This is a genomic window from Pedobacter aquatilis (assembly GCF_032678405.1).
Lineage (GTDB): Bacteria > Bacteroidota > Bacteroidia > Sphingobacteriales > Sphingobacteriaceae > Pedobacter > Pedobacter aquatilis_A.
The window spans coordinates 335,043-356,377 of record NZ_JAVTSJ010000006.1; the positions used below are offsets into that span (position 1 = coordinate 335,043).

Consider the following 21,335-nt stretch of genomic DNA (forward strand, 5'->3'; position numbering starts at 1 on the left):
GTCATGCTGAGGAACGAAGCATCTGTTTCATCAGTTGCAGATCCTTCGTTCCTCAGGATGACAAAAACCTCAAAATATGAACTTATTCGACGTTTATCCTCTTAACGATATAGAAATTACAAAAGCATCTGGCAGCAATGTATGGGATGCTAATGAACAAAAATATTTAGATTTATATGGTGGTCACGCAGTGATTTCCATTGGTCATACCCATCCACATTATGTTGCCCGATTAACAGATCAGTTGGGTAAAGTTGGCTTCTATTCCAACTCTGTTAAAATTCCTTTGCAAACGCAACTGGCTGAGAAACTAGGTCAGGTTTCAGGGAAAAAAGATTACCAGCTATTTCTGGTTAACTCCGGAGCCGAGGCAAATGAGAATGCCTTAAAATTAGCTTCATTTTACAACGGAAGAAAGAAAGTAATTGCCTTTACCGGTGCTTTCCACGGCCGTACATCTTTAGCGGTTGCCGTTACCGATAACCCTAAAATTGTTGCCCCGGTTAATCAAACTGAAAACGTAATCTTCCTGCCGTTTAATAACGAGGTGGCTTTAGAAGAAACTTTCAAATCGCAGGCGAATGAAATTTCTGCTGTAATTATTGAAGGTATCCAGGGTGTTGGAGGAATTAAAGAAGCTTCAAAAAGCTTTTTACAAAAAATCCGTTCACTCTGTGATGAATATAATGCCGTTTACATTGCCGATTCAGTTCAGTGCGGATATGGTCGAACAGGAGTATTTTATTCTCACGACTATGCCGGAGTTGAAGCCGATGTTTACACCATGGCTAAAGGAATGGGTAACGGATTTCCTATCGCAGGGATTTCGATTGCACCTAAATTCAAACCATGGCATGGCGAATTGGGCACCACCTTTGGCGGTAACCATTTAGCCTGTGCGGCAGCTTTAGCTGTGTTAGAAGTAATTGAAAAAGATAATTTACTTAAAAACGCTGAAGAAATTGGAAGTTACCTGATTACCGAGTTGAAGAAATTTGAGCAGGTAAAAGAAGTTCGCGGTCGTGGTTTAATGATTGGAATCGAGTTGCCGGAAGAATTGGCACATGTGAAAAAAGAATTGCTGTTTAAACACTTAATTTTCACTGGTGAGGCAAAACCAAATGTAATCCGTTTACTTCCTGCATTAAATTTAACCAAAGCCCATGCCGATGAATTTTTAGCAGCATTTGGGAAGCTGGTGAAGTAGGCTGAGGGCGGGAAGGCGGAAGGTTGAAAGGCCTGGAAGCAAAGCCAAATGTTGTAATTAGAATATTAAATTAAGCGGTAGCAATCGCATTTTGTAAATTTTGAGTGTTGTAGGGTTGTTGATCCTAAAGCTTCAACCTTCCAGCCCTCAACCTTTAACCTCAAAAAAAATGAAGTTATTCACTTCCGTACATGATGTTCCGAGCATCAAACAATTTGTAAAAGATGCGCTTGAGTTAAAAGCAAATCCTTATGCACACCAGAGTTTAGGTAAAAACAAAACTTTAGGCCTGGTTTTTATGAACCCAAGCTTGCGCACCCGTTTAAGCACGCAAAAAGCTGCTTTAAACCTGGGTATGAATGTGATGGTGATGAACATGGATAAAGAGGGCTGGGCTTTAGAAACTCAGGATGGTGTAGTAATGAACGGCACTACCGTTGAGCATATTCGCGAGGCTGCTGCCGTAATGGGGCAGTATTGCGATATCTTAGGTTTACGTTCATTTCCGAAACTGACCAATCGGGAAGAAGACTACAGCGAAGATTTCTTCAATAAGTTCGTTAAATATTGTGCGGTACCGGTGGTAAGTCTGGAGAGCGCAACCCGTCATCCCTTACAAAGTTTTGCCGATATCATTACCATTCACGAAACCTGGACAAAGCAACCAGATGGCCGTAAACCAAAAGTAGTTTTGGCTTGGGCGCCTCACGTTAAGGCTTTACCACAGGCTGTTCCGAACTCGTTTGCAGAATGGATGAGCAAAGCACAGGCAGAAGGCATGATCGATTTTACCATCGCTCAACCAGAAGGTTATGAACTGGCAGAAGAGTTTACACCTGGTGCAGATATTCAGTATAATATAGAAGAAGCTTTAGCTGGTGCAGATTACGTTTATGTAAAAAACTGGAGCAGCTACAAGGAATACGGCAAAGTTCTCACCTATCCTGATGGATGGATGATGAACAACGAGAAGCTTAAATTTACTAACGACGCGAAAGTAATGCATTGTTTACCAGTACGCCGTGATCTGGAATTATCTTCTGAAATTTTAGATGGTCCAAACTCACTCGTTATTCACGAAGCAGGAAATCGCTTATGGGCAGCACAGGCTGTAATTAAAGCGATGCTGGAAGAATTGTAATCAGTAATCCGTCATTGCGAGGCACGAAGCAATCTGTCTGATTAGATTGCTTCGTGCCTCGCAATGACGAAACAGCAAAAAAATATGAACCAACTCACCATCATAAAAATCGGCGGCAACGTCATTGATAATTCGGAAAACCTACATCAGTTTTTATTGGATTTTACAGCTTTACCAGGAGATAAAATCCTGATTCATGGAGGGGGGAAAATCGCTACAGAATTAGGTCAAAGCCTGGGTGTTGAAGCTAAAATGGTAGAAGGCCGCCGGATTACAGATATCGAAACACTTCGGGTAGTAACCATGGTTTACGCCGGATTAATCAATAAAAATATAGTTGCGCAATTACAGGCAAAAGGCAGCAATGCTATTGGCTTAACCGGTGCTGATGGAAATGTAATCAAAGCAAAGAAACGCCCTGTTAAAGAAATCGATTACGGTTATGTAGGTGATTTAGATGAGCAATCGGTTTCGATCTCTACACTTGACAGTTTACTAAAGTCAGGTTTAGTACCTGTGTTATGTGCCATTACACATGATGGCGAAACACAACTGTTGAATACCAATGCCGATACCATTGCTTCTTCAGTTGCAGTAGCCATGTCTGAACTGTACGAAACCCAATTGGTATATTGCTTTGAGAAAAAAGGTGTTCTGAAAGATGTTAATGATGATGCATCAGTAGTGAAGGAAATCAGAGCTAATGAATTTGAAGGATTAAAAGCTGACGGAACAGTGCAAGGTGGAATGATACCAAAACTGCACAATGCTTTTGAAGCCATAAAAAAAGGGGTATCAGCAGTGTACATTGGCAAAGCCGACGAATTGAACGAACTTGCTGACGGAACCTTTGGGACAAAGATGAAGCCCTGAATAAGCTGTCATGCTTCGTACCTCAGCATGACAGAGCGTGCTTTTTCAAAAAATAAATCTGTGAAATGAAATAATCGGTGTAATCAATCCGAAGGAAAATAAAAAGAACCACATGAAAAAAATAGCCATCATTGGTAGCGGAAATATCGGATTATCATTAGCAAAAGGATTGGTAAAAGCCAACTTTGCCGAAGCCAGTCATATTATCCTTACCCGTAGAAATATCGATCACCTGAAATCTTTCGCCGAAGCAGGTTTTACAGTAAGTAATAATAACAAACAGGCAGTAGCTGATGCTGATGTGGTTATTCTAGCTGTTTTACCTCAGCAATTAAATACGGTTCTAGACGAAATCAATGCTGCCATTGATCCGAAAAGACATCTTGTAATTTCTGTTATTTCTGGCGTAAGCTGTGCTGCAGTTCGTGAAAAGCTTGGCGATAACGTAGAAGTTGTTCGCGTAATGCCCAATACAGCTATTGCCATTGGCCAATCCATGACTTGTATGGCCAGTGATAATGCATCGGCAGAAAACATTGCCGAGGTGACCAAAATGTTTGAAACAGTTGGGTCTGTGGTAAAAATTAATGAAGACCTCATGACTTCTGCTACGGCACTTTGCGCTTGTGGCATTGCATTTTTTCTGAGAGCAATCAGGGCTGCATCACAAGGAGGTGTGGAGATTGGCTTTCATGCAGATGAAGCATTGAAAATGGCCGTACAAACGGCAAAAGGAGCGGCCGATTTACTTTTATTACACGGAACACACCCGGAATCAGAAATAGATAAAGTAACTTCGCCGAAAGGTTGTACCATTGCGGGTTTAAACGAAATGGAACACAATGGCTTTAGTTCATCTTTAATAAAAGGTATTAAACTTTCAGCTTTAAAAGCAGGAAATTTGTACACTAAAGAAAGTTGATCCTGAAAAGGTAGAAGGAGGCAAGCAGAAAGGTGGAAGGTCTGGGTACTCAACCTTAATGGAGCTGAAAGACTAAAGCCACGCTGTACAGCATCTGGTGTCTCAAATCTTGATACCTGATACTAGTACTTGATACTAAAAATATAAAGTAAAAAGTATAAGATGTGTTTCGTCTTGATACCTGATACTAACTACTCGATACTATGTTATTAGAAAATATAAAAAAGGAAAGCTTGGATTTATTGCGACAGTTAATTCGCATCCAATCTTTTAGCAAGGAAGAAGACAGAACAGCGAACTTAATTGCGCAGTTTTTAGAAGAGCGAGGTATTCCAACACAGCGCAAAATGAATAACGTGTGGGCTTATAACAAATATTTCGATGCGAGTAAGCCTACCGTATTATTAAACTCTCATCACGATACGGTTAAACCAAATTCTGGTTATACCCGCGATCCTTACGATGCTGCCATTGAGGGCGATAAGCTATTTGGATTAGGCAGTAACGATGCCGGAGGTTGTTTGGTTTCTTTAATCGGAACGTTTTTATATTATTACGAGCAGGAGAATTTAAAATATAACATCTGTTTAGCTGCTACAGCAGAAGAAGAAATTTCAGGAAACAATGGTCTAGAACTTGTTTTACCTGATTTAGGCGTGCTGGAATTCGGAATTGTGGGCGAACCTACAGAAATGAATTTAGCCATAGCCGAAAGAGGCTTACTTGTATTAGATTGTGTATCGCACGGTAAGGCGGGACATGCGGCAAGAGAAGAGGGTGAAAACGCCATTTACAAAGCCTTAAAAGATATCGAATGGTTCAGAAACTATCAGTTCCCTAAAGTATCTGAAGTTTTTGGTCCACTGAAAATGACAGTTACAATTATCAATGCAGGTTCGCAACACAACGTTGTACCAGCTAACTGCACTTTCACGGTAGATGTACGCGTTACTGATGCTTACACCAATGAAGAAGTTTTAGAGATTATCCGTGCAAATGTTGATTGCGATGTTACACCCCGCTCTATTCGTTTAAAACCATCATCTATAGATAAAAACCATCCAGTGGTTCAGGCAGGGGTTGCTTTAGGAAAAACCACCTACGGTTCTCCAACCACCTCGGATCAGGCACTATTAGATATCCCATCGGTAAAATGTGGCCCTGGCTTTTCTGGACGCTCGCACATGGCAGATGAATTTTTATATGTGAGGGAAGTTGCTGAAGGTGTTGAAGGTTATGTAAATATGTTAAAACCTGTTATACTATAAACAGTTATTGTAACATACAAAGTTGAATAAATGGCTTAGTGTTCTTTGCGAAAAAACTTAGCGCCCTTTGCGGTTAAATAAAATTTAAAATGAAGATTTGGCAAAAAAATATCGATGTAAATAAATTTGTAGAAAGCTTTACGGTTGGAAAAGATCGTGAACTGGATTTACAAATGGCAAAGTTTGATGTATTGGGTTCTTTGGCCCATACTCAAATGCTCGAAACCATTAATTTGCTTACAGCTGATGAACTGAAAACCGTTCAACAAGAACTCAAAAATATTTACGCTGAAATCGAAGCCGGAAACTTCACCATCGAAGATACTGTTGAAGATGTACATTCTCAGGTAGAGTGGTTGTTAACCCAACGCATTGGCGAGGCTGGAAAGAAAATTCATAGCGGTCGTTCGCGTAATGATCAGGTATTGGTTGATTTAAAACTCTTCTTCAGGGCTTGTATCGAAGATATGGTTAACCAGACCTCAACATTATTTAACCAGTTAATTGAGTTAAGTAATACTCATAAAGATAAATTGATGCCTGGCTACACACATTTGCAGATCGCCATGCCATCATCTTTTGGCTTATGGTTTGGTGCTTATGCAGAAAGCCTTGCCGATGATATGGAATTGATGCTTGCGGCCTGGAAAATCACCAATAAAAATCCTTTAGGTTCTGCTGCGGGTTATGGTTCATCTTTTCCTTTAAACAGAACGTTAACTACAGAGTTATTAGGATTTGAAAGCTTAAACTACAATGTGATTTATGCACAAATGGGACGTGGTAAAACCGAAAGAATCCTGGCGCAAGCCATGAGTGCTGTAGCGGCAACCTTAGCTAAAATGGCTATGGATGTTTGTTTATTTATCAACCAGAATTTTGGTTTTATCAGCTTCCCGGCAGAGTTAACCACTGGTTCGAGTATTATGCCACACAAAAAGAACCCGGATGTATTCGAATTGATTCGTTCGCGTTGCAATAAAATTCAGGCACTGCCTAATGAAATTGCCATGATGATAACCAATCTTCCTTCAGGCTATCACCGTGATTTACAATTATTAAAAGAAAATCTTTTTCCTGCCATTACTTCGTTAAATGAGTGTCTGGAAATCGCCACTTTTATGTTTCAGAACATCACCATAAAAGATGAGATTCTAAAAGATAAAAAATACGATTACTTATTTAGTGTTGAGGTGGTTAATGACTTAGCTTTACAAGGGGTTCCATTCCGTGAAGCTTACAAGATTGTTGGTGAGCAGATAGAAAATGGTACTTTTGCTCCATCGAGCCAAATACATCATACACACGAGGGAAGCATTGGTAACCTTTGCAACGAACAAATTGCAGATGCCATGCAAAGTGTTTTAGCCCAATTTGGCTTCGACAAAGTAAATAAAGCAATAGAAAATTTAGTACGTTAAAGCGTAGTAACGACAAAAATAAATAACTATGAAAGTTTCAGTATTAGCCAGCTCATTGATTGGCTCAGAAATTATAAAAATTGGTAACGAGGTTAATGAAATGAAGCGTAAGGGAGCTTCTATCGCTAACCTAACTATAGGTGATTTTGATGCAAATATCTATCCAATTCCGACAGAATTAAAAGCAGGAATAGTTGAAGCTTATCATGCAAATCAGACGAATTACCCACCTGCAGATGGTGTGTTACCATTAAGAGAAACCGTTTCTGAATTGTTAAAGGACAGGTTTGGATTGGAGTACAATACCAATAGTATTTTAGTTTCCGGTGGTTCTCGTCCTTTAATTTATGCAACTTATTTAGCTTTGATTGATCCGGGAGACACTGTTGTTTTCCCTGCTCCATCATGGAACAACAATCACTATTGCCATTTAACATCGGCAAATGCCATCGCAGTTGAAACCGATGCTGCAACTAATTTTATGCCAACCGCCGCACAGCTGAAACCGCACTTAAAAGGTGCAACTTTATTGGCTCTATGCTCTCCATTAAACCCAACAGGTACAATGTTCGACGCTGAATCTTTAGCTGAGATATGTGATGCTGTATTAGAAGAAAATGCATCGCGTGCTGCGGATGAAAAGCCATTATACTTAATGTACGATCAGATTTACTCACTTTTAACTTTTGGTAAAGAGCACGTAAATCCGGTTTCATTGCGTCCGGCGATGCGTGAGTTTACTGTTTTTGTTGATGGTAGTTCTAAGTGTCTGGCTGCAACAGGTGTGCGTGTAGGATGGGGTTTTGGTCCGGAGGATATTGTAAACAGAATGAAGGCGCTGGTTGGTCATATGGGTGCATGGGCACCAAAGGCCGAGCAGGTTGCCATGTCTAATTACTTTAACGATAAAGTACAGGTTGATACATTTTTAACCAGCTTTAAAGCACAGATTCAGGATAGTTTAAATGCGCTTTACAATGGCTTTAGCGAATTGAAAAGCGAAGGCTTTAATGTTGATGCAGTTGAACCAATGGGTGCAATTTATCTGACTATTAAAATTGATTATATCGGAAAAACAACGGAAGATGGTCAGCTTTTAAAAGATAGTGCTGATGTTAATTTCTACCTGATTAAAGAAGCGGGTGCTGCGTTGGTTCCGTTCTCTGCTTTTGGAAATGAAGCTGATATGCCTTGGTTCAGGGCATCGGTAGGTGCATGTACACTTCAGGATATCAAAGATATGTTGCCGCGAATTAAAACAGCTTTGAGCAAGTTGAAATAGATCATTATTTACAACATATAAAACCCCTCTACAATTTGTTTTGAAGAGGGGTTTTGTTTTGAATGTAAATTCTATAAAGTGTCATTGTTTCTTCCCTAAATGACAATTTTATTCAGACTATAGATTTTGAACCCAGCACGCTCAATTAATCCTCTCTGCTTCCATCATCAGCCATTCGTACCATTCTAGGCTCAAGCCTGGCGATTACATCAACTAATTCTGTTTGTGCAGCCATTACCTTATTGATGTCTTTATAGGCCATTGGTGCCTCATCTAAACATAGTATACTATTCATGGTTGAATCCGAACGGTGTTTTGTAAGAATAGCAAGCAGTCGTTAACATAAAAATGAAAAAACAATTATCTTTAAATCAACTATGCGCTTAACCAAACCCTATGAAAATTTTTAAAATTATCCTGACCGTTTTATTTCTAAGCTCAATTAATGCCTTTGCCCAACAGCCAACACCTCAATGGCGACCGGTTTATCACTTCACTTCGCCAACAAACTGGTTAAATGATCCTAACGGATTAATTTACCTTAACGGAGAATATCATTTGTATTTTCAATATAACCCTTTCGAAAATAAATGGGGGCACATGAGCTGGGGGCATGCAACCAGTAAAGATTTGATAAACTGGAAAAATCTGCCTGTAGCCATTCCCGAAAAAATTACAAAAGATACCACCACGATGATTTTTTCAGGTTCTGCTGTCCTGGATAAATATAATGTTAGCGGTTTTGGAAAAGGTAAGACACCAATCGTAGCTTTTTATACGGCAGATTTGCCTAAACAGCGCAACGAATCGCAGTATATGGCCTACAGTAACGATGGCGGTTTAACTTTTACCAACTATGCAAAAAATCCGATTATCGATTTAAATAAAAAAGACTTCCGTGATCCGAATGTATGGTGGCACGAGGCTTCAAAACAGTGGATTATGACCGTTGCAATGGTTGATGAGCACCAGGTAAGGTTTTACGGCTCAACAAACCTGAAAGATTGGACCATGTTAAGCGATTTCGGAAAACAAGGTAACCAGGGAAGTGGTTGGGAATGTCCTTTTATTATTCCCCTGGCTGTTGATGGAAATAAAAACAATGTAAAATGGGTTTTAGCTGTCTCTTTATTTGGACCGAAAGGGCCAACTATGCAATATTTTATAGGCGATTTTGACGGAAAGACTTTTAAGAACGATAATGACGGTAAACTTGCTTTACTGGTAGATGATGGTGATGCCTTCTACGCGGCTATTCCATGGAATGATGCTCCAAAAAATGAAAGGATTTTGTTAGGTTGGATACAGCCCGGGGGGAAAGAAACTTTTCCCTGGAAAGGTCAAATGTCTATTCCCCGCGATTTATTCTTGAAAACCACACCAGAAGGAGTGAGGTTGTTTCAGCAGCCTGCAGCTATAATCGCCGATAACCTTAAAAAACACTCGGCAGGAAAGGTGGTAACTAATCAGAATATTACGATTGATGGAAACCTGGATCTGGGTAAAAGCCAGAATGCTTACTGGATTGATGCGGAGTTTTCGGTTAATGAAGCAAAAAAAGTTGGCTTCAAAATCGCTCAGCTAAAAGATGAAAAGGGTAATGTGCTTAAGGAAATTGAAATAGGCTATAATGGAACTGAAAAAAGTATTTACATCGATTGTTCACTTGCTGAAAAGGGTGTGAAAAATGAAAAGAATATTATCCAGATGGCCCACATCAACCCCGAAAATGGTAAAATTAGCTTACAGGTTTTAGTAGATAAATCTTCTTTGGAAGTTTTCGGGAATGGTGGTGAAAAAGTAATTACCACCATGATTTTTCCAGAAGAGAATGCGACTGGTTTTTCTGCTTTTACTGTTGATGGAAAAGCAAACTTAAACAAACTGAAAGTTTGGGATTTGAGTAAGAAATAGTTGCAATCTTCATCACAATAACGCTAGTACATTATACATAAAAAGCCTTTTCTAAACACTTACAAAAGGCTTTTTGCATTGTAAACTTCCGAACTGAAAGCTGCTCCAGGCGATAGATTAGCTCTTAAACTCGCTGGTTTTATGGAAATCAATATCCGGGTAATCCTGTTTAGTTAAGTTAATCATGTATTCGCTATCTGATAAATAAACAGGCTGTTCCTCTTTATCGAAACCAATATGTTGTTGTTTACGTTTAACAAATTCATCTAATTTTTTCCTGTCGGATGAGGTTACCCAGCTCGAACGCGTATAACTTAAGGTTCTGAAACGACACTTGGCACCGTACTCATGCTCTAAACGGAAGTTGATTACCTCAAACTGAAGCTCTCCAACTGCACCAATTACTTTCCTGTTCCCCGGTTGCATTACAAACAGTTGTGCTACACCTTCATCCGTTAACTGGTTAATGCCTTTTTCCAGTTGTTTGGTGCGCATAGGATCAAGGTTTTCAACCTCTTTAAAAATAGAGGGTGAGAAACTCGGAATTCCTTTAAACTGCAATTTCTCGCCTTCAGTTAGCGTATCGCCAATTTTAAAGTTTCCGCTATCGTATAAACCAACTACGTCGCCTGGCCATGCTTCTTCCAATAAATTCTTTTCATTTGCCATGAAATCCATTGGGTTGGCAAATTTCATTTTCTTATCCTGACGGGTATGGTAATAAAATTTATTGCGTTCAAATTTTCCGGAGCAAATACGTAAAAACGCAATTCTATCACGGTGCTTAGGGTCTAAATTGGCATGGATTTTAAAAACAAAACCCGAAAAGTTTTTTTCCTCAACCAATACATCTCTTTCTTCCGCTTCGCGATGCTTAGGGCTTGGTGCAATCTCAATAAATGTGTCTAAAATCTCCTTTATACCAAAATTATTAATTGCCGAACCAAAAAATACAGGGGCCAATAAGCCTTCTTTATACAAGGAAATATCTAAATCGCCATAAACGCCATGCACCAATTCTGTTTCACTTTGTAAAGATTCAACCTCTTTTTTCTGTAAATAATCCAGCAACGCCGGATCGGTTAAATCATTAACCTTAACAACCGAATCGGTAACCTTGGTTTTATCAGAGTGAAATAAATTTAATTGTTTATGATAAATGCTGTAAACGCCTTTAAACGTATGTCCCTGGCCAATAGGCCAACTTTGAGGGCATAGGCTAATGTTTAACTTTTGCTCAATTTCATCCAGTACATCAAAAGCCTCTTTACCTTCACGATCCATTTTATTTACGAAAATGATTACCGGCGTATTGCGCATACGGCAAACCGACATCAGTTTCTCTGTTTGTTCCTCCACACCCTTCACACAGTCTACCACCAGGATTACACTATCCACAGCTGATAAAGTACGGTAAGTATCTTCGGCGAAATCCTTGTGACCCGGTGTATCCAGAATATTAATGCGTTTTCCACTGTATTCAAAACCCATTACCGATGTTGCAACGGAGATACCACGCTGCTTCTCAATTTCCATGAAATCGGAAGTATTACTTTGGTTAGCCTTGTTACGTTTTACTGCTCCGGCCGTGTTAATCGCACCTCCAAATAACAGAAATTTCTCTGTTAAAGTGGTTTTCCCCGCATCGGGGTGACTAATAATGGCAAAGGTTTTACGTTTTTCTATTTCAGGGTTAAGCATAATAAAATTTTGGATAAAAAGAGGAGATGAAACCCGGTTAAAGGAATTTAACTGCAATAAGATTTGAATAGCTTTGTTTCATCAGGCTGCAAAGATAAGAATTTTGGTTAACTGTTTGAACTGGTTGGTTAATCTTTAGGTAGATATGCTGTTAATCCTAAAATTTTAGCATCATATTAAGAAAAGCAATTACAGTAGTTCATCGGTTTTACAGTCCCGCCATTCATTTCAATCTTTTTGTTAACTGTAGTAAATAAACCTCACAGGTTTTAAAAACCTGTGAGGTTTGAAAGGATATCCGACAAAAAGTATTTCCATTTCTGTCGGATTTACCTACTAATAAACCCCACCTTGTTTTGCCAGGCCAAAGCCGCTTTTTAAAAAGTCTTTTTGGGCATGATTATCCCAAAGCAGTTTATTGGTATGGTTTAAATGGATGAGCTGGATTTTTGATTTAACAGATGTAGTTTCATTTTCGAATAGTTTTACAGTTTCAATAACCAATGGATGCGGTACTTCACTTATTGGTCTGTTGCCGAGTTCTTCTGCGCTGTAAAATGTGGCATCTAAAAAGGCAAAATCTACCGCTTTTACTCTTTCATTTATGTTCTTTTCCCACTTACCCCATTTATCGATATCGGGTATGAAAAGGTATTTTTTTGATTTTGTATCAATTTGGAAGCCTGCAGTTTCCGAATATTCATCCCGATGCGGCACCGTAAAAGCCGTTACATTTATTTCATCTATCCGAAAAGGTTTATCAGCTTCAAGCTGCGTAATTTTAATGTTTTTTAAATTTACCAACTGGCTCCATGGGCCATTTTCTTCCAGGAAAGATTTAAGCTTTGGCAAAACATAAACGTTAAGGCTTTTAGTATTCATTACTTCCCGGCCAAATTCCATTAAGCCTGTATAATGGCCAATATGTGCATGTGTAATGAAAATGCCTTCGGGCAGGTACGGATAAGTATTCTTAGTTTGGTCGGCAAAAGCTTTCAGTTGCTTCTTAATGTCAGGTGTGGCGTCAAATAAATACCATTTCTTCGTGATAGGATCAACGAGAGCTAATGAGGCTACAGATTTTTGCAGTTTCGGGTTTTTCCAGGCAGATGTACAGCATATTTTGTTGCAGCCCATGTGCGGGTAGCCACCATCCTGAGCAACCCCTAAAACTAAAATATATGGCTTATCTGTAGTTTGAGAAAATCCCGAAAAGTTAAATAAGAAAAGCAGACTAAAGAAAAATGAAAACCTTAAGTGCATAGAATATTAAGCAATTGCTCACGAATTTAGCAAAGTATTACGTTACTTTGTCGAAAAAAATGGCTAAATTTAGTTTATCCCTTCAGCTAAAGCCACCAAAATATTTTATTATAAATGCCACAACCTGAAGAAACCTCTATGCCTGCAGAAATCGCTGCAAAGTTTGTTAATTATACCTCCAAACACGTTTTCCTAACCGGGAAAGCGGGCACTGGTAAAACAACTTTTCTGCGTAAGCTAATCCAGCTAACCCATAAAAAGGCTATGATTTGTGCGCCAACTGGTATCGCTGCCATTAATGCATCAGGAGTTACCATTCATTCACTTTTTCAGCTACCCTTCGGGGCCTTTTTCCCTGATGCAGCTGCAGGTTTAATTAATCAGAACATTACTTTTAATTTTAACACCCCCAGAACTATTGTGAAGCATTTAAATATGCAAGGCAATAAAAGGCGAATGATACAGGAACTGGAGTTATTGGTAATTGATGAGGTGAGTATGCTCCGTGCGGATATGCTTGATGCCATTGATTTCTCTTTAAGGTATATCAGAAGGAACAGGAATGTGCCTTTTGGCGGTGTACAGCTATTGTTTATCGGCGATTTACACCAGTTACCTCCGGTAGTTAAAAATGACGAGTGGCGTATAATGGCTGGTTTTTATAAGAGTATTTACTTTTTTGATGCACTTGCGTTACAGAATAATCCACCCGTTTATATCGAGCTGGATAAAATTTATCGTCAGGATGATGCTGTTTTTATCGATTTACTCAATCACTTAAGGAATAACCAAATTACACCCAAAGATACGGCTTTACTAAGACAGCATTTTAAGGCAGATTTCAAACCCGCTGCAGAGGAGAATTATATTACTTTAACCACACATAATAATAAAGCTGATGCAATTAACCGTGAAAGGTTAACAGAACTGAATGGCAGGTCGTATTTTTTTGAAGCGAAAATCACGGGTGAGTTTAGTGAGCATTCTTATCCCAATGAAAAAAGCTTAGAGCTTAAAGTTGGTGCCCAGGTAATGTTTATTAAAAATGATATGACTGCCGAGAAGCGTTATTATAATGGTAAAATCGGTGTTGTGCATCACATCGAAAAAGACACGATTGAAATTGAATTGCCAGATGATAAAGTGGTTATTTCTGTTTCGCCATACACCTGGGAAAACGTAAAATATAAACTGAACGAGGCCACAAATGAGATTGCCGAAAGCGTTGCCGGTTCATTTGTTCAATACCCAATTAAGCTCGCCTGGGCTATTACGGTACATAAAAGCCAGGGTTTAACCTTCGATAAAGCAATTATTGATATTGGTGATGCTTTTGCACCCGGGCAGGCCTACGTGGCACTTTCTCGTCTGCGCTCGCTAAGAGGTCTGGTTTTAACTTCCCACCTTAGGGATAGTGGTTTGCAACAAGACCAGAATATCCATTATTTTTCGAGTACGAAACAAACTGCTGATGCTTTAACACAGCGGATCAGTGTGGAGAGTTTTGATTTTATAAGAAGCTACCTCATCTCAGCATTCGATTTGAATATGGTGAGGTATTACATGAAAGAGCATGTAGAAACTTTCGATAAGAGTGAAGCTAGATCGACCAAGCAACATTATGATGGCTGGACGATGGATTTATATAAAGATTTTCAAAAGATCACTGCAACAGCTGATACATTTGTTAACCAGCTTAAAAATCTTTTTGCACAGCAGCATGAACATACTTTATTTAATGTTTCAAAAAGGGTAGAGGCTGCCTTAAAATATTTCAACCCGCTGATTAAAGAAGTTTCCGATAAATTCCTGGCGCAGATAGAAGCCATTAAAGAAGAGAAGGGGATTAAAACTTATTTAACGGAATTGCTCGAATTAGAGATTCTGGTTTATGAGCAGTTAAAAAAAATGCACAAAAGTAAGGCGCTTTTATTGGCAATTATTGATGGGAAAGAATTTAGTAAGGCTGATACGGAAGCATTGCTGAATACCGAAGAACGCAACAAGCAATTACAGCAAGCTATACAATTAAAAGGCGTTGCACTTAAAGTGAAATCGGCAGCTGAGAAAAAAAAGAAGGAGCCAAAAGTTGATACGAAACTCGTCAGTTTTGAGCTTTATGAGCAGGGTAAAAACGTAGCAGAAATTGCTAAAGAACGTGGTTTATCCGTGGGAACGGTAGAAGGTCATTTGGCTTATTTCGTTTCAACGCAACAACTGGATGTGGCTAAATTGGTAAAAGCTAATAAAATCAAAAACATTAGTGCCGCTGTCGAAAGCCAGAAAACGAAATCAATGGCGAGCATTAGGGAGTTTTTGGGTAAAGATTATTCTTTTGGAGAGATTAAACTGGTATTGGCTTCATTGTTTCCATCGGATGAGTAGTTTTCATAAGTTATCGTCATTGCGAGGCACGAAGCAATCCAACAGAAAAGAGATTACTTCGTGCCTCGCAATGACGTCAAAAAGATAGAACTTTTAAAGTTAGTATGTGCAGCAGTTAAATTCGTGTAAATCTTAACAGCTGTTTTAGTTAAATATTTGGCAAATCCCTATCTTAGCATTTGTGGAGAAAGTTAACGTTTTAGCACAGTATATGCCTGCAGAGGCAGCGCCGCTAATAGCAAAGTGGATAGATTATTTCCAGTGTGAGTTTAAAATAGCCAAAACCCGTTCTACTAAACTTGGCGATTACCGCCATCCATACCGCGATAAGGGACACCGGATTTCAGTTAATTTTAACCTGAATCATTATGCTTTTCTTGTAACCACTGTGCATGAATTTGCCCATCTTTTAACCTGGAACGATTTCAAAAACAAAGTGAAACCTCATGGTTCGGAGTGGAAAAAAAACTTTCAGCGCATGATGGTTCCGTTTTTTGAAATGAATATTTTTCCAGCAGATATTCATCGGGCAATTGATAATTATATGTCTAATCCGGCTGCTTCAAGCTGTTCGGATTTGCATTTATCGAGAGCATTAAAAAAATACGATTCGGCCCAGACGGAAACATTACATTTAGAGCAGCTTCCTGTTAATACGACATTCAAAATTAAAGATGGCCGCAGGTTTACCAAAGGCGAACGGATTAGAAAACGTTATCGTTGTGTTTGCCTTGACGATAAGCGAATCTACCTCTTTAACCCACTTGCCGAAGTTTTTGTGATGGATTAGTTTTAGGTTATTTCACGAAGTAATCTTAAACAAATTCGAAGGTGTCGCCATCAAATAAGCCTTTATCACTTAATTTCAAATGCGGGATTACCAGTAAAGCCATAAATGAAAGGGTCATAAAGGGAGCAACCAGCGTAGAACCTAATTCTTTAGCAAAATTATCAATAGCCGTATAATGCTCTGCAACTTCATAACCGTTATGATTGCTCATTAAACCGGCAACAGGTAAACCAAGGATTACTTCTTTTTCGTTATTAACAGCTGTCACACCCCCTGTTTCTTTTATCACCAGATTAACTGCTTCGCAAATACTTTTATCATCGACACCTACAGCAATAATATTATGGCTGTCGTGTGCTACGCTTGATGCAATTGCACCGCTTTTTAATCCAAAATTTTTGACAAACGAGATGGCAACCGGTGCATCATGATAGCGGTTTACCACCACGATTTTCAAAATATCGTTAGCCGTATCTGAGATTATATTGCCATTCAAAACTTTAGGTTTTGCTTCACAGCGATTTGTTATCAGCTGACCATCCAAAGCTTCAATAACCGGAATTTCTTCCTGACCAGTAGAAGCAAAAATGAAATCTTCTTCAGTTTTTAAACTACAGTCAAAATGATTTACAGATTCTTTATCTTTTTCATGTTTAATCCAGTCTCCAACAGTTTTACCATTTTCAGCCAACAAAACACCATCTATATAAGTCTTTTTTACTTTAAAAGAGTTTAAATCCCCAACAACGATAAAGTCTGCGTAGTCGCCAATTTGAAGGGCTCCTACATCTAGTTTGTAATGAATGATGGGGTTGATACAGGCCGCTTGCAGAATATTGAAAACATCAATTCCCTTGGCTACAGCTCTTGCACAAAGTTCGTTAATATGATTTTCTACCAGGCTATCAGGATGTTTATCGTCGCTACAAAACATCATCATTTCCGGCCAATCATTTAACAAATCAATCAATGCTTCGAAATTTTTGGCAGCACTTCCTTCGCGGATAAGAATCTTCATGCCTCGCTGCAACTTATCCAAAGCTTCTTCAGCAGTAAAACATTCGTGATCGGTTGAAATGCCGGCATCTATGTATTGCTGAACAGCAGTTCCCCGTAAACCAGGCGCATGGCCATCAACGGGTTTTCCAAGTGCGTGTGCTGCGGCAATCTTTTTGAGTACTTCTTCGTCATTATTTAACACGCCAGGAAAGTTCATCATTTCGCTGAGGTATTTAACTTCGGGGCGTTCTAAAAGCAGTTTAACATCATTGTGGTTTAATTCAGCACCAGCAGTTTCGAAAATCGTAGCCGGAATACAGCTTGGGGCACCGAAATTAAATTTAAAGGGAACGGTTTTTCCATTCTCTATCATAAATTCAACGCCTTCCATGCCACAAACATTTGCTATTTCGTGCGGGTCACTAATGGTAGCTACTGTTCCATGAACAACAGCCAGCCTGGCAAATTCACTCGGAATAAGCATACTGCTTTCAATATGAACATGGCTGTCGATAAATCCCGGTAAAATAAAATCCCTTTCCGCTTTCTGTCCGGAAATTTTATTGATGGATTTTATTCTTCCTCCCTCAACCTCAATTTCGCCAAAGAAAATATTTCGCTTTGTGATATCTATAATGTTTCCTTCGACTGTAAAATTGTTCATTTAGTGTTTAACTGTTTAAGTTGTATAAATTGGTTAATTGATTATGTTGCTGCTGTAAAAAGATTAATCAGTTTTAACAATTAACCGAACTCAATATTTTAATAATTTATCAATGGTAGCCGCTAGTCTGGCCTTCGCCAAAAAATCTTCTTCCAATATTTTACTCATCGGAATAGCGGTGTCTAAGCTGGCACAACGCATCACGGGTGCATCTAAATCCTGAAAGCAATGTTCGCCAATCCATGCAGAAATTTCAGCTCCAAAACCATTGGTAAGCGTATCTTCATGTAGAACTAACACCCTTCCGGTAGCTTTTACAGCTATTTCAACTGCATTTTTATCCCAAGGTTGCAAAGTCCTTAAATCTATAATTGTAGCGCCACAATCCGGATTATTGGACAGATATTCTAAGGCCCAATGTACACCCAAACCATAAGTAATAATGGCGAATTTTTTTCCATTTGCCAGTGTTGCGGCTTTGCCAATGGCTATGGTATAATAATCGTCAGGAACAGGTGCTGTTAAACTCCTGTATAGATATTTATGTTCAAAATATAATACCGGATTAGGGTCTTCGATTGCGGCCAATAGCAAACCTTTTGCATCATTAGGGAAAGCCGGATAAACGATTTTTAAACCAGGGGTCTTCGTAAACCATGCTTCATTACTTTGCGAATGAAAGGGCCCTGCGCCTGTGCCTGCACCCGTGGGCATCCGAACCACAACGTCGGCTTTTTCGCCCCATCGGTAATGGGTTTTCGCCAGATTATTAACGATTTGATTAAAGCCAACGCTAACAAAATCGGCAAATTGCATTTCTACAACCGCCTTAAAGCCATTAATCGATAAGCCTAATCCTGCACCAACAATCGCCGATTCGCAAATAGGCGTATTACGCACCCTCCCTTTACCATATTTAGCCGTAAAACCATCAGTGATTTTAAACGCTCCTCCGTAATCAGCAATATCTTGCCCCATTAACACCAGATTAGGGTATTTCTGCATTGCTAAATCAAGCCCTTCGCTTATTGCATCGAGGTATCTCTTTTCAGTTGAAGGCTGTTGAGGTTCAATTACTTCCTGCGTATAGGGAAAGTACATGTCCAGTTCTTCCTGCCTGGCATTTGCGCTTGGTTCGGATTCATCAAAAGCTTCTTCAACTTCCAATTCGATAGCCCGTTTAATTTCTGTTTTTATGTTAGTAACCGATTCAATGGTTAATACTTTCTGTTCGATTAAGTAAGCCTCATAATTGCTCAACGGGTCTTTCTTCTCCCACTCATCGAATAATTCTTGGGGGACATATTTGGTGCCCGAAGCTTCCTCATGGCCACGCATTCTAAAGGTTAAGCATTCCAATAAAACAGGGCGGGGATTCTGGCGAATGTCTTTTGCAATATTATCAATGGTATCATAAACTTCCAGGATATTATTTCCATCAATTTGTATACCTTCGATACCGTAACCAACCGCCTTATCAACCAGGTTTTTGCATTTAAATTGCTCTGATATTGGAGTTGAAAGGCCATAGCCGTTATTCTCGATGAGGAAAATAACCGGTAAATTCCAAACGGCAGCTACATTTGCAGCTTCATGAAAATCGCCCTCACTCGTTGCACCTTCGCCAGTGTAAACCAGGGTAGCTTTAGGCTTCTCAGCCAAAATATCAGCGAGCGCTATACCATCGGCCAGAGCCATCTGCGGACCGAGATGAGAAATCATTCCAATTATTTTATAGGCTTGTGTACCGAAATGAAAAGACCGGTCGCGGCCTTTGGTAAAGCCACTAATTTTACCCTGCCACTGCGCCATTAATTTTTTTAGTGGAATATCCCTTGATGTGAATACCCCAAGATTGCGATGCATTGGTAGGATATATTCATCGCTTTGCATGGCTAAGGTAGAGCCCACGGCAATTGCTTCTTGCCCAATGCCCGAAAACCATTTGCCAATTCTGCCCTGACGAAGTAGTTTAAGCATCTTTTCCTCAACCATGCGTGGATAAAGTAATCTTTCATATAAATTCAATAAGAATTTGTCGTCTTTATTACCACGGTTGAAATGCATTTCAATTCTTTGTTTTGGTTAGCAATTTTTAAATCTGGCTCTACTCTTCCTTATTTTTCTTTAAATCTTCCCATTGTTTTGCAAAAGATTTATCAGCAATTTCAGGCATTTCACGATATTTCCCCCAACTTTTCCTGAAGAATTTTTTAAGCATGAAATTCTTGAACTTACCGCCAAAAAAGTCCATCCATTTACGTTTCTGCATCATTTTGTTAAACATGCTCCAGCCAATTTCTTCAACCTTTCCGTTTTCATGGGCTGCGGCTGCATCTCTACGGTTTAGCAACAACATTTTGTGGATATCAATTTTCACCGGACAAACTTCTGAGCATTTTCCGCAGAGGCTTGAAGCATAACTTAAATGCTTAAACTCTTCCATACCCTTTAGGTGTGGGGTAATTACAGAGCCAATAGGACCACTGTAAGTAGTGTTGTACGTATGGCCGCCAATGTTTTTGTAAACAGGACAGGCATTTAAACATGCACCACAACGGATGCAATATAAACCCTGACGCTGATCTTTTTGCGCCAAAAGATTGGTACGTCCATTATCTAAAAGGATTACATACATTTCTTCGGGGCCATCGGTTTCGTTGGGTTGGCGTGGACCACTCAAAATGCTGTTGTAAACGGTTAAATTCTGTCCGGTGCCATGCGAAGCCAGTAGTGGCCAGAATAAATCTAAATCAGCCATCGAAGGAATAACCTTCTCTATACCAACAATAGCAATATGGATTTTTGGAAATGTAGTGCTTAACCTTGCGTTTCCTTCATTTTCGGTAATGGCAATGCTTCCGGTATCGGCGATCAGAAAGTTGCCTCCACTGATACCAATATCTGCATTGAGGTATTTTTCACGGAGTAATTCCCTTGCCTTTTGTACCAGTTGTGGCGGAGTTGCGTCAATTGGTGTTCCGAATTTATCGTGAAATAACTGTGCAATGTCGGTTGCACTGAGGTGCATTGCCGGAGTAACAATATGATAGGGGGCTTGCCCCAGTAACTGAACGATGTATTCGCCCAAATCACTTTCTAAAGATTCGATTTGATTACTTTCCAGAAAATCATTTAAATGGATTTCTTCAGTAGTCATCGATTTAGATTTGATTACTGTTTTTCCATTGTTTTTTTTAATGATGTTGAGGATTTCGCGTTGGGCTTCTGCGGCATCATTTGCCCAGATAACTTTTCCGCCCCTGCGTTGAAAATTTGATTCGAATTCTGGCAAAAACTTATCCAGGTTTTCCATTACACGCCATTTAATAACGTGCGCTTTTTTCTTCGATGCTTCGAGGTTTTCAAATTTTGATAATCCACGGGCTACTGCCGTATTGTATTTACCAATATTGTAGTTGATGGTTTTACGATGTGGTAAATCGAACGCCTTCTCATCAGATTTCTCTAAAAATTCCTCCGCAGTTTTCATCATATTTCAAAG

General features: G+C 39.3%; 16 protein-coding genes. 10 read left to right on the plus strand and 6 right to left on the minus strand.

Annotation, left to right across the window (positions count from 1 at the left end; translation table 11 throughout):
• Window positions 1-76: 76 nt before the first annotated feature.
• The 7 genes from R2R71_RS17450 (at window position 77) to R2R71_RS17480 (ending at window position 8,114) form a co-directional block, all read left to right on the plus strand.
• Window positions 77-1,207 carry an aspartate aminotransferase family protein gene (locus R2R71_RS17450; RefSeq protein ID WP_316832556.1) on the plus strand — a complete coding sequence of 377 codons (1,131 nt, stop codon included), beginning with the start codon at window positions 77-79 and terminating at the stop codon, window positions 1,205-1,207.
• Between the two features lie 169 nt (window positions 1,208-1,376).
• On the plus strand, window positions 1,377-2,348 hold the full coding sequence (locus R2R71_RS17455) for an acetylornithine carbamoyltransferase (RefSeq protein ID WP_316832557.1): 972 nt from the start codon (window positions 1,377-1,379) through the stop codon (window positions 2,346-2,348).
• Between the two features lie 84 nt (window positions 2,349-2,432).
• Window positions 2,433-3,221: an acetylglutamate kinase gene (argB, locus tag R2R71_RS17460; RefSeq protein WP_316832558.1), complete on the plus strand. Its 789-nt coding sequence runs from the start codon at window positions 2,433-2,435 to the stop codon at window positions 3,219-3,221.
• A gap of 112 nt (window positions 3,222-3,333) precedes the next feature.
• Window positions 3,334-4,143, plus strand: coding sequence for a pyrroline-5-carboxylate reductase (proC, locus tag R2R71_RS17465; protein ID WP_316832559.1), 810 nt, complete (start codon window positions 3,334-3,336; stop codon window positions 4,141-4,143).
• Window positions 4,144-4,346: 203 nt separating this feature from the next.
• Complete coding sequence (locus tag R2R71_RS17470; protein ID WP_316832560.1) at window positions 4,347-5,411, plus strand: M20 family metallo-hydrolase; 1,065 nt, start codon at window positions 4,347-4,349, stop codon at window positions 5,409-5,411.
• Between the two features lie 89 nt (window positions 5,412-5,500).
• Entirely contained in the window at window positions 5,501-6,832 is a 1,332-nt protein-coding gene (gene argH, locus R2R71_RS17475) for an argininosuccinate lyase (RefSeq protein WP_316832561.1), read from the plus strand.
• 28 nt (window positions 6,833-6,860) lie between these two features.
• A complete protein-coding gene (locus R2R71_RS17480) occupies window positions 6,861-8,114 on the plus strand; it encodes a pyridoxal phosphate-dependent aminotransferase (RefSeq protein ID WP_316832562.1) in 1,254 nt (417 codons plus the stop codon).
• Window positions 8,115-8,259: 145 nt separating this feature from the next.
• Here R2R71_RS17480 and R2R71_RS17485 read toward each other — a convergent pair whose 3' ends face one another.
• A complete protein-coding gene (locus tag R2R71_RS17485; RefSeq protein WP_316832563.1) occupies window positions 8,260-8,409 on the minus strand; it encodes an RtcB family protein in 150 nt (49 codons plus the stop codon).
• 101 nt (window positions 8,410-8,510) lie between these two features.
• On the opposite strand from R2R71_RS17485, the gene R2R71_RS17490 reads away from it, so the two are divergent.
• On the plus strand, window positions 8,511-10,028 hold the full coding sequence (locus R2R71_RS17490) for a glycoside hydrolase family 32 protein (protein ID WP_316832564.1): 1,518 nt from the start codon (window positions 8,511-8,513) through the stop codon (window positions 10,026-10,028).
• A gap of 117 nt (window positions 10,029-10,145) precedes the next feature.
• On the opposite strand, the gene R2R71_RS17495 is transcribed toward R2R71_RS17490, so the two are convergent.
• Together R2R71_RS17495 and R2R71_RS17500 are read right to left on the minus strand one after the other, a co-directional pair.
• On the minus strand, window positions 10,146-11,729 hold the full coding sequence (locus tag R2R71_RS17495; protein ID WP_316832565.1) for a peptide chain release factor 3: 1,584 nt from the start codon (window positions 11,727-11,729) through the stop codon (window positions 10,146-10,148).
• A 336-nt stretch (window positions 11,730-12,065) separates the two neighbouring features.
• Window positions 12,066-12,992 (minus strand): MBL fold metallo-hydrolase, encoded by a 927-nt coding sequence (locus tag R2R71_RS17500; RefSeq protein WP_316832566.1) that lies wholly within the window; start codon window positions 12,990-12,992, stop codon window positions 12,066-12,068.
• A gap of 114 nt (window positions 12,993-13,106) precedes the next feature.
• On the opposite strand from R2R71_RS17500, the gene R2R71_RS17505 reads away from it, so the two are divergent.
• Window positions 13,107-15,377, plus strand: a complete 2,271-nt coding sequence (locus tag R2R71_RS17505; protein ID WP_316832567.1) for a helix-turn-helix domain-containing protein — start codon at window positions 13,107-13,109, stop codon at window positions 15,375-15,377.
• Between the two features lie 181 nt (window positions 15,378-15,558).
• On the plus strand, window positions 15,559-16,167 hold the full coding sequence (locus R2R71_RS17510) for a SprT-like domain-containing protein (protein WP_316832568.1): 609 nt from the start codon (window positions 15,559-15,561) through the stop codon (window positions 16,165-16,167).
• A gap of 25 nt (window positions 16,168-16,192) precedes the next feature.
• Here the strand turns inward: R2R71_RS17510 and ade are convergent, their stop codons facing one another.
• The 3 genes from ade to R2R71_RS17525 all read right to left on the minus strand — a co-directional run bounded on the left by ade (window position 16,193) and on the right by R2R71_RS17525 (window position 21,326).
• Window positions 16,193-17,830, minus strand: coding sequence for an adenine deaminase (ade, locus tag R2R71_RS17515; protein ID WP_316832569.1), 1,638 nt, complete (start codon window positions 17,828-17,830; stop codon window positions 16,193-16,195).
• A gap of 90 nt (window positions 17,831-17,920) precedes the next feature.
• Entirely contained in the window at window positions 17,921-19,897 is a 1,977-nt protein-coding gene (locus tag R2R71_RS17520; protein WP_316832570.1) for a thiamine pyrophosphate-dependent enzyme, read from the minus strand.
• A 40-nt stretch (window positions 19,898-19,937) separates the two neighbouring features.
• A complete protein-coding gene (locus tag R2R71_RS17525) occupies window positions 19,938-21,326 on the minus strand; it encodes a LutB/LldF family L-lactate oxidation iron-sulfur protein (RefSeq protein WP_316832571.1) in 1,389 nt (462 codons plus the stop codon).
• Between the last annotated feature and the right edge of the window lie 9 nt (window positions 21,327-21,335).

Bases quoted from the DNA above. Each gene is read 5' to 3' on its own strand.
- R2R71_RS17495 (WP_316832565.1), bottom strand. From the start codon at position 11,729: ATGCTTAACCCTGAAATAGAAAAACGTAAAACCTTTGCCATTATTAGT.
- R2R71_RS17455 (WP_316832557.1), top strand. From the start codon at position 1,377: ATGAAGTTATTCACTTCCGTACATGATGTTCCGAGCATCAAACAATTT.
- R2R71_RS17490 (WP_316832564.1), top strand. From the start codon at position 8,511: ATGAAAATTTTTAAAATTATCCTGACCGTTTTATTTCTAAGCTCAATT.
- proC (WP_316832559.1), top strand. From the start codon at position 3,334: ATGAAAAAAATAGCCATCATTGGTAGCGGAAATATCGGATTATCATTA.
- argB (WP_316832558.1), top strand. From the start codon at position 2,433: ATGAACCAACTCACCATCATAAAAATCGGCGGCAACGTCATTGATAAT.
- R2R71_RS17505 (WP_316832567.1), top strand. From the start codon at position 13,107: ATGCCACAACCTGAAGAAACCTCTATGCCTGCAGAAATCGCTGCAAAG.
- R2R71_RS17480 (WP_316832562.1), top strand. From the start codon at position 6,861: ATGAAAGTTTCAGTATTAGCCAGCTCATTGATTGGCTCAGAAATTATA.
- R2R71_RS17485 (WP_316832563.1), bottom strand. From the start codon at position 8,409: ATGAATAGTATACTATGTTTAGATGAGGCACCAATGGCCTATAAAGAC.
- R2R71_RS17525 (WP_316832571.1), bottom strand. From the start codon at position 21,326: ATGATGAAAACTGCGGAGGAATTTTTAGAGAAATCTGATGAGAAGGCG.
- ade (WP_316832569.1), bottom strand. From the start codon at position 17,830: ATGAACAATTTTACAGTCGAAGGAAACATTATAGATATCACAAAGCGA.
- R2R71_RS17520 (WP_316832570.1), bottom strand. From the start codon at position 19,897: ATGCATTTCAACCGTGGTAATAAAGACGACAAATTCTTATTGAATTTA.
- R2R71_RS17500 (WP_316832566.1), bottom strand. From the start codon at position 12,992: ATGCACTTAAGGTTTTCATTTTTCTTTAGTCTGCTTTTCTTATTTAAC.
- R2R71_RS17470 (WP_316832560.1), top strand. From the start codon at position 4,347: ATGTTATTAGAAAATATAAAAAAGGAAAGCTTGGATTTATTGCGACAG.
- argH (WP_316832561.1), top strand. From the start codon at position 5,501: ATGAAGATTTGGCAAAAAAATATCGATGTAAATAAATTTGTAGAAAGC.
- R2R71_RS17450 (WP_316832556.1), top strand. From the start codon at position 77: ATGAACTTATTCGACGTTTATCCTCTTAACGATATAGAAATTACAAAA.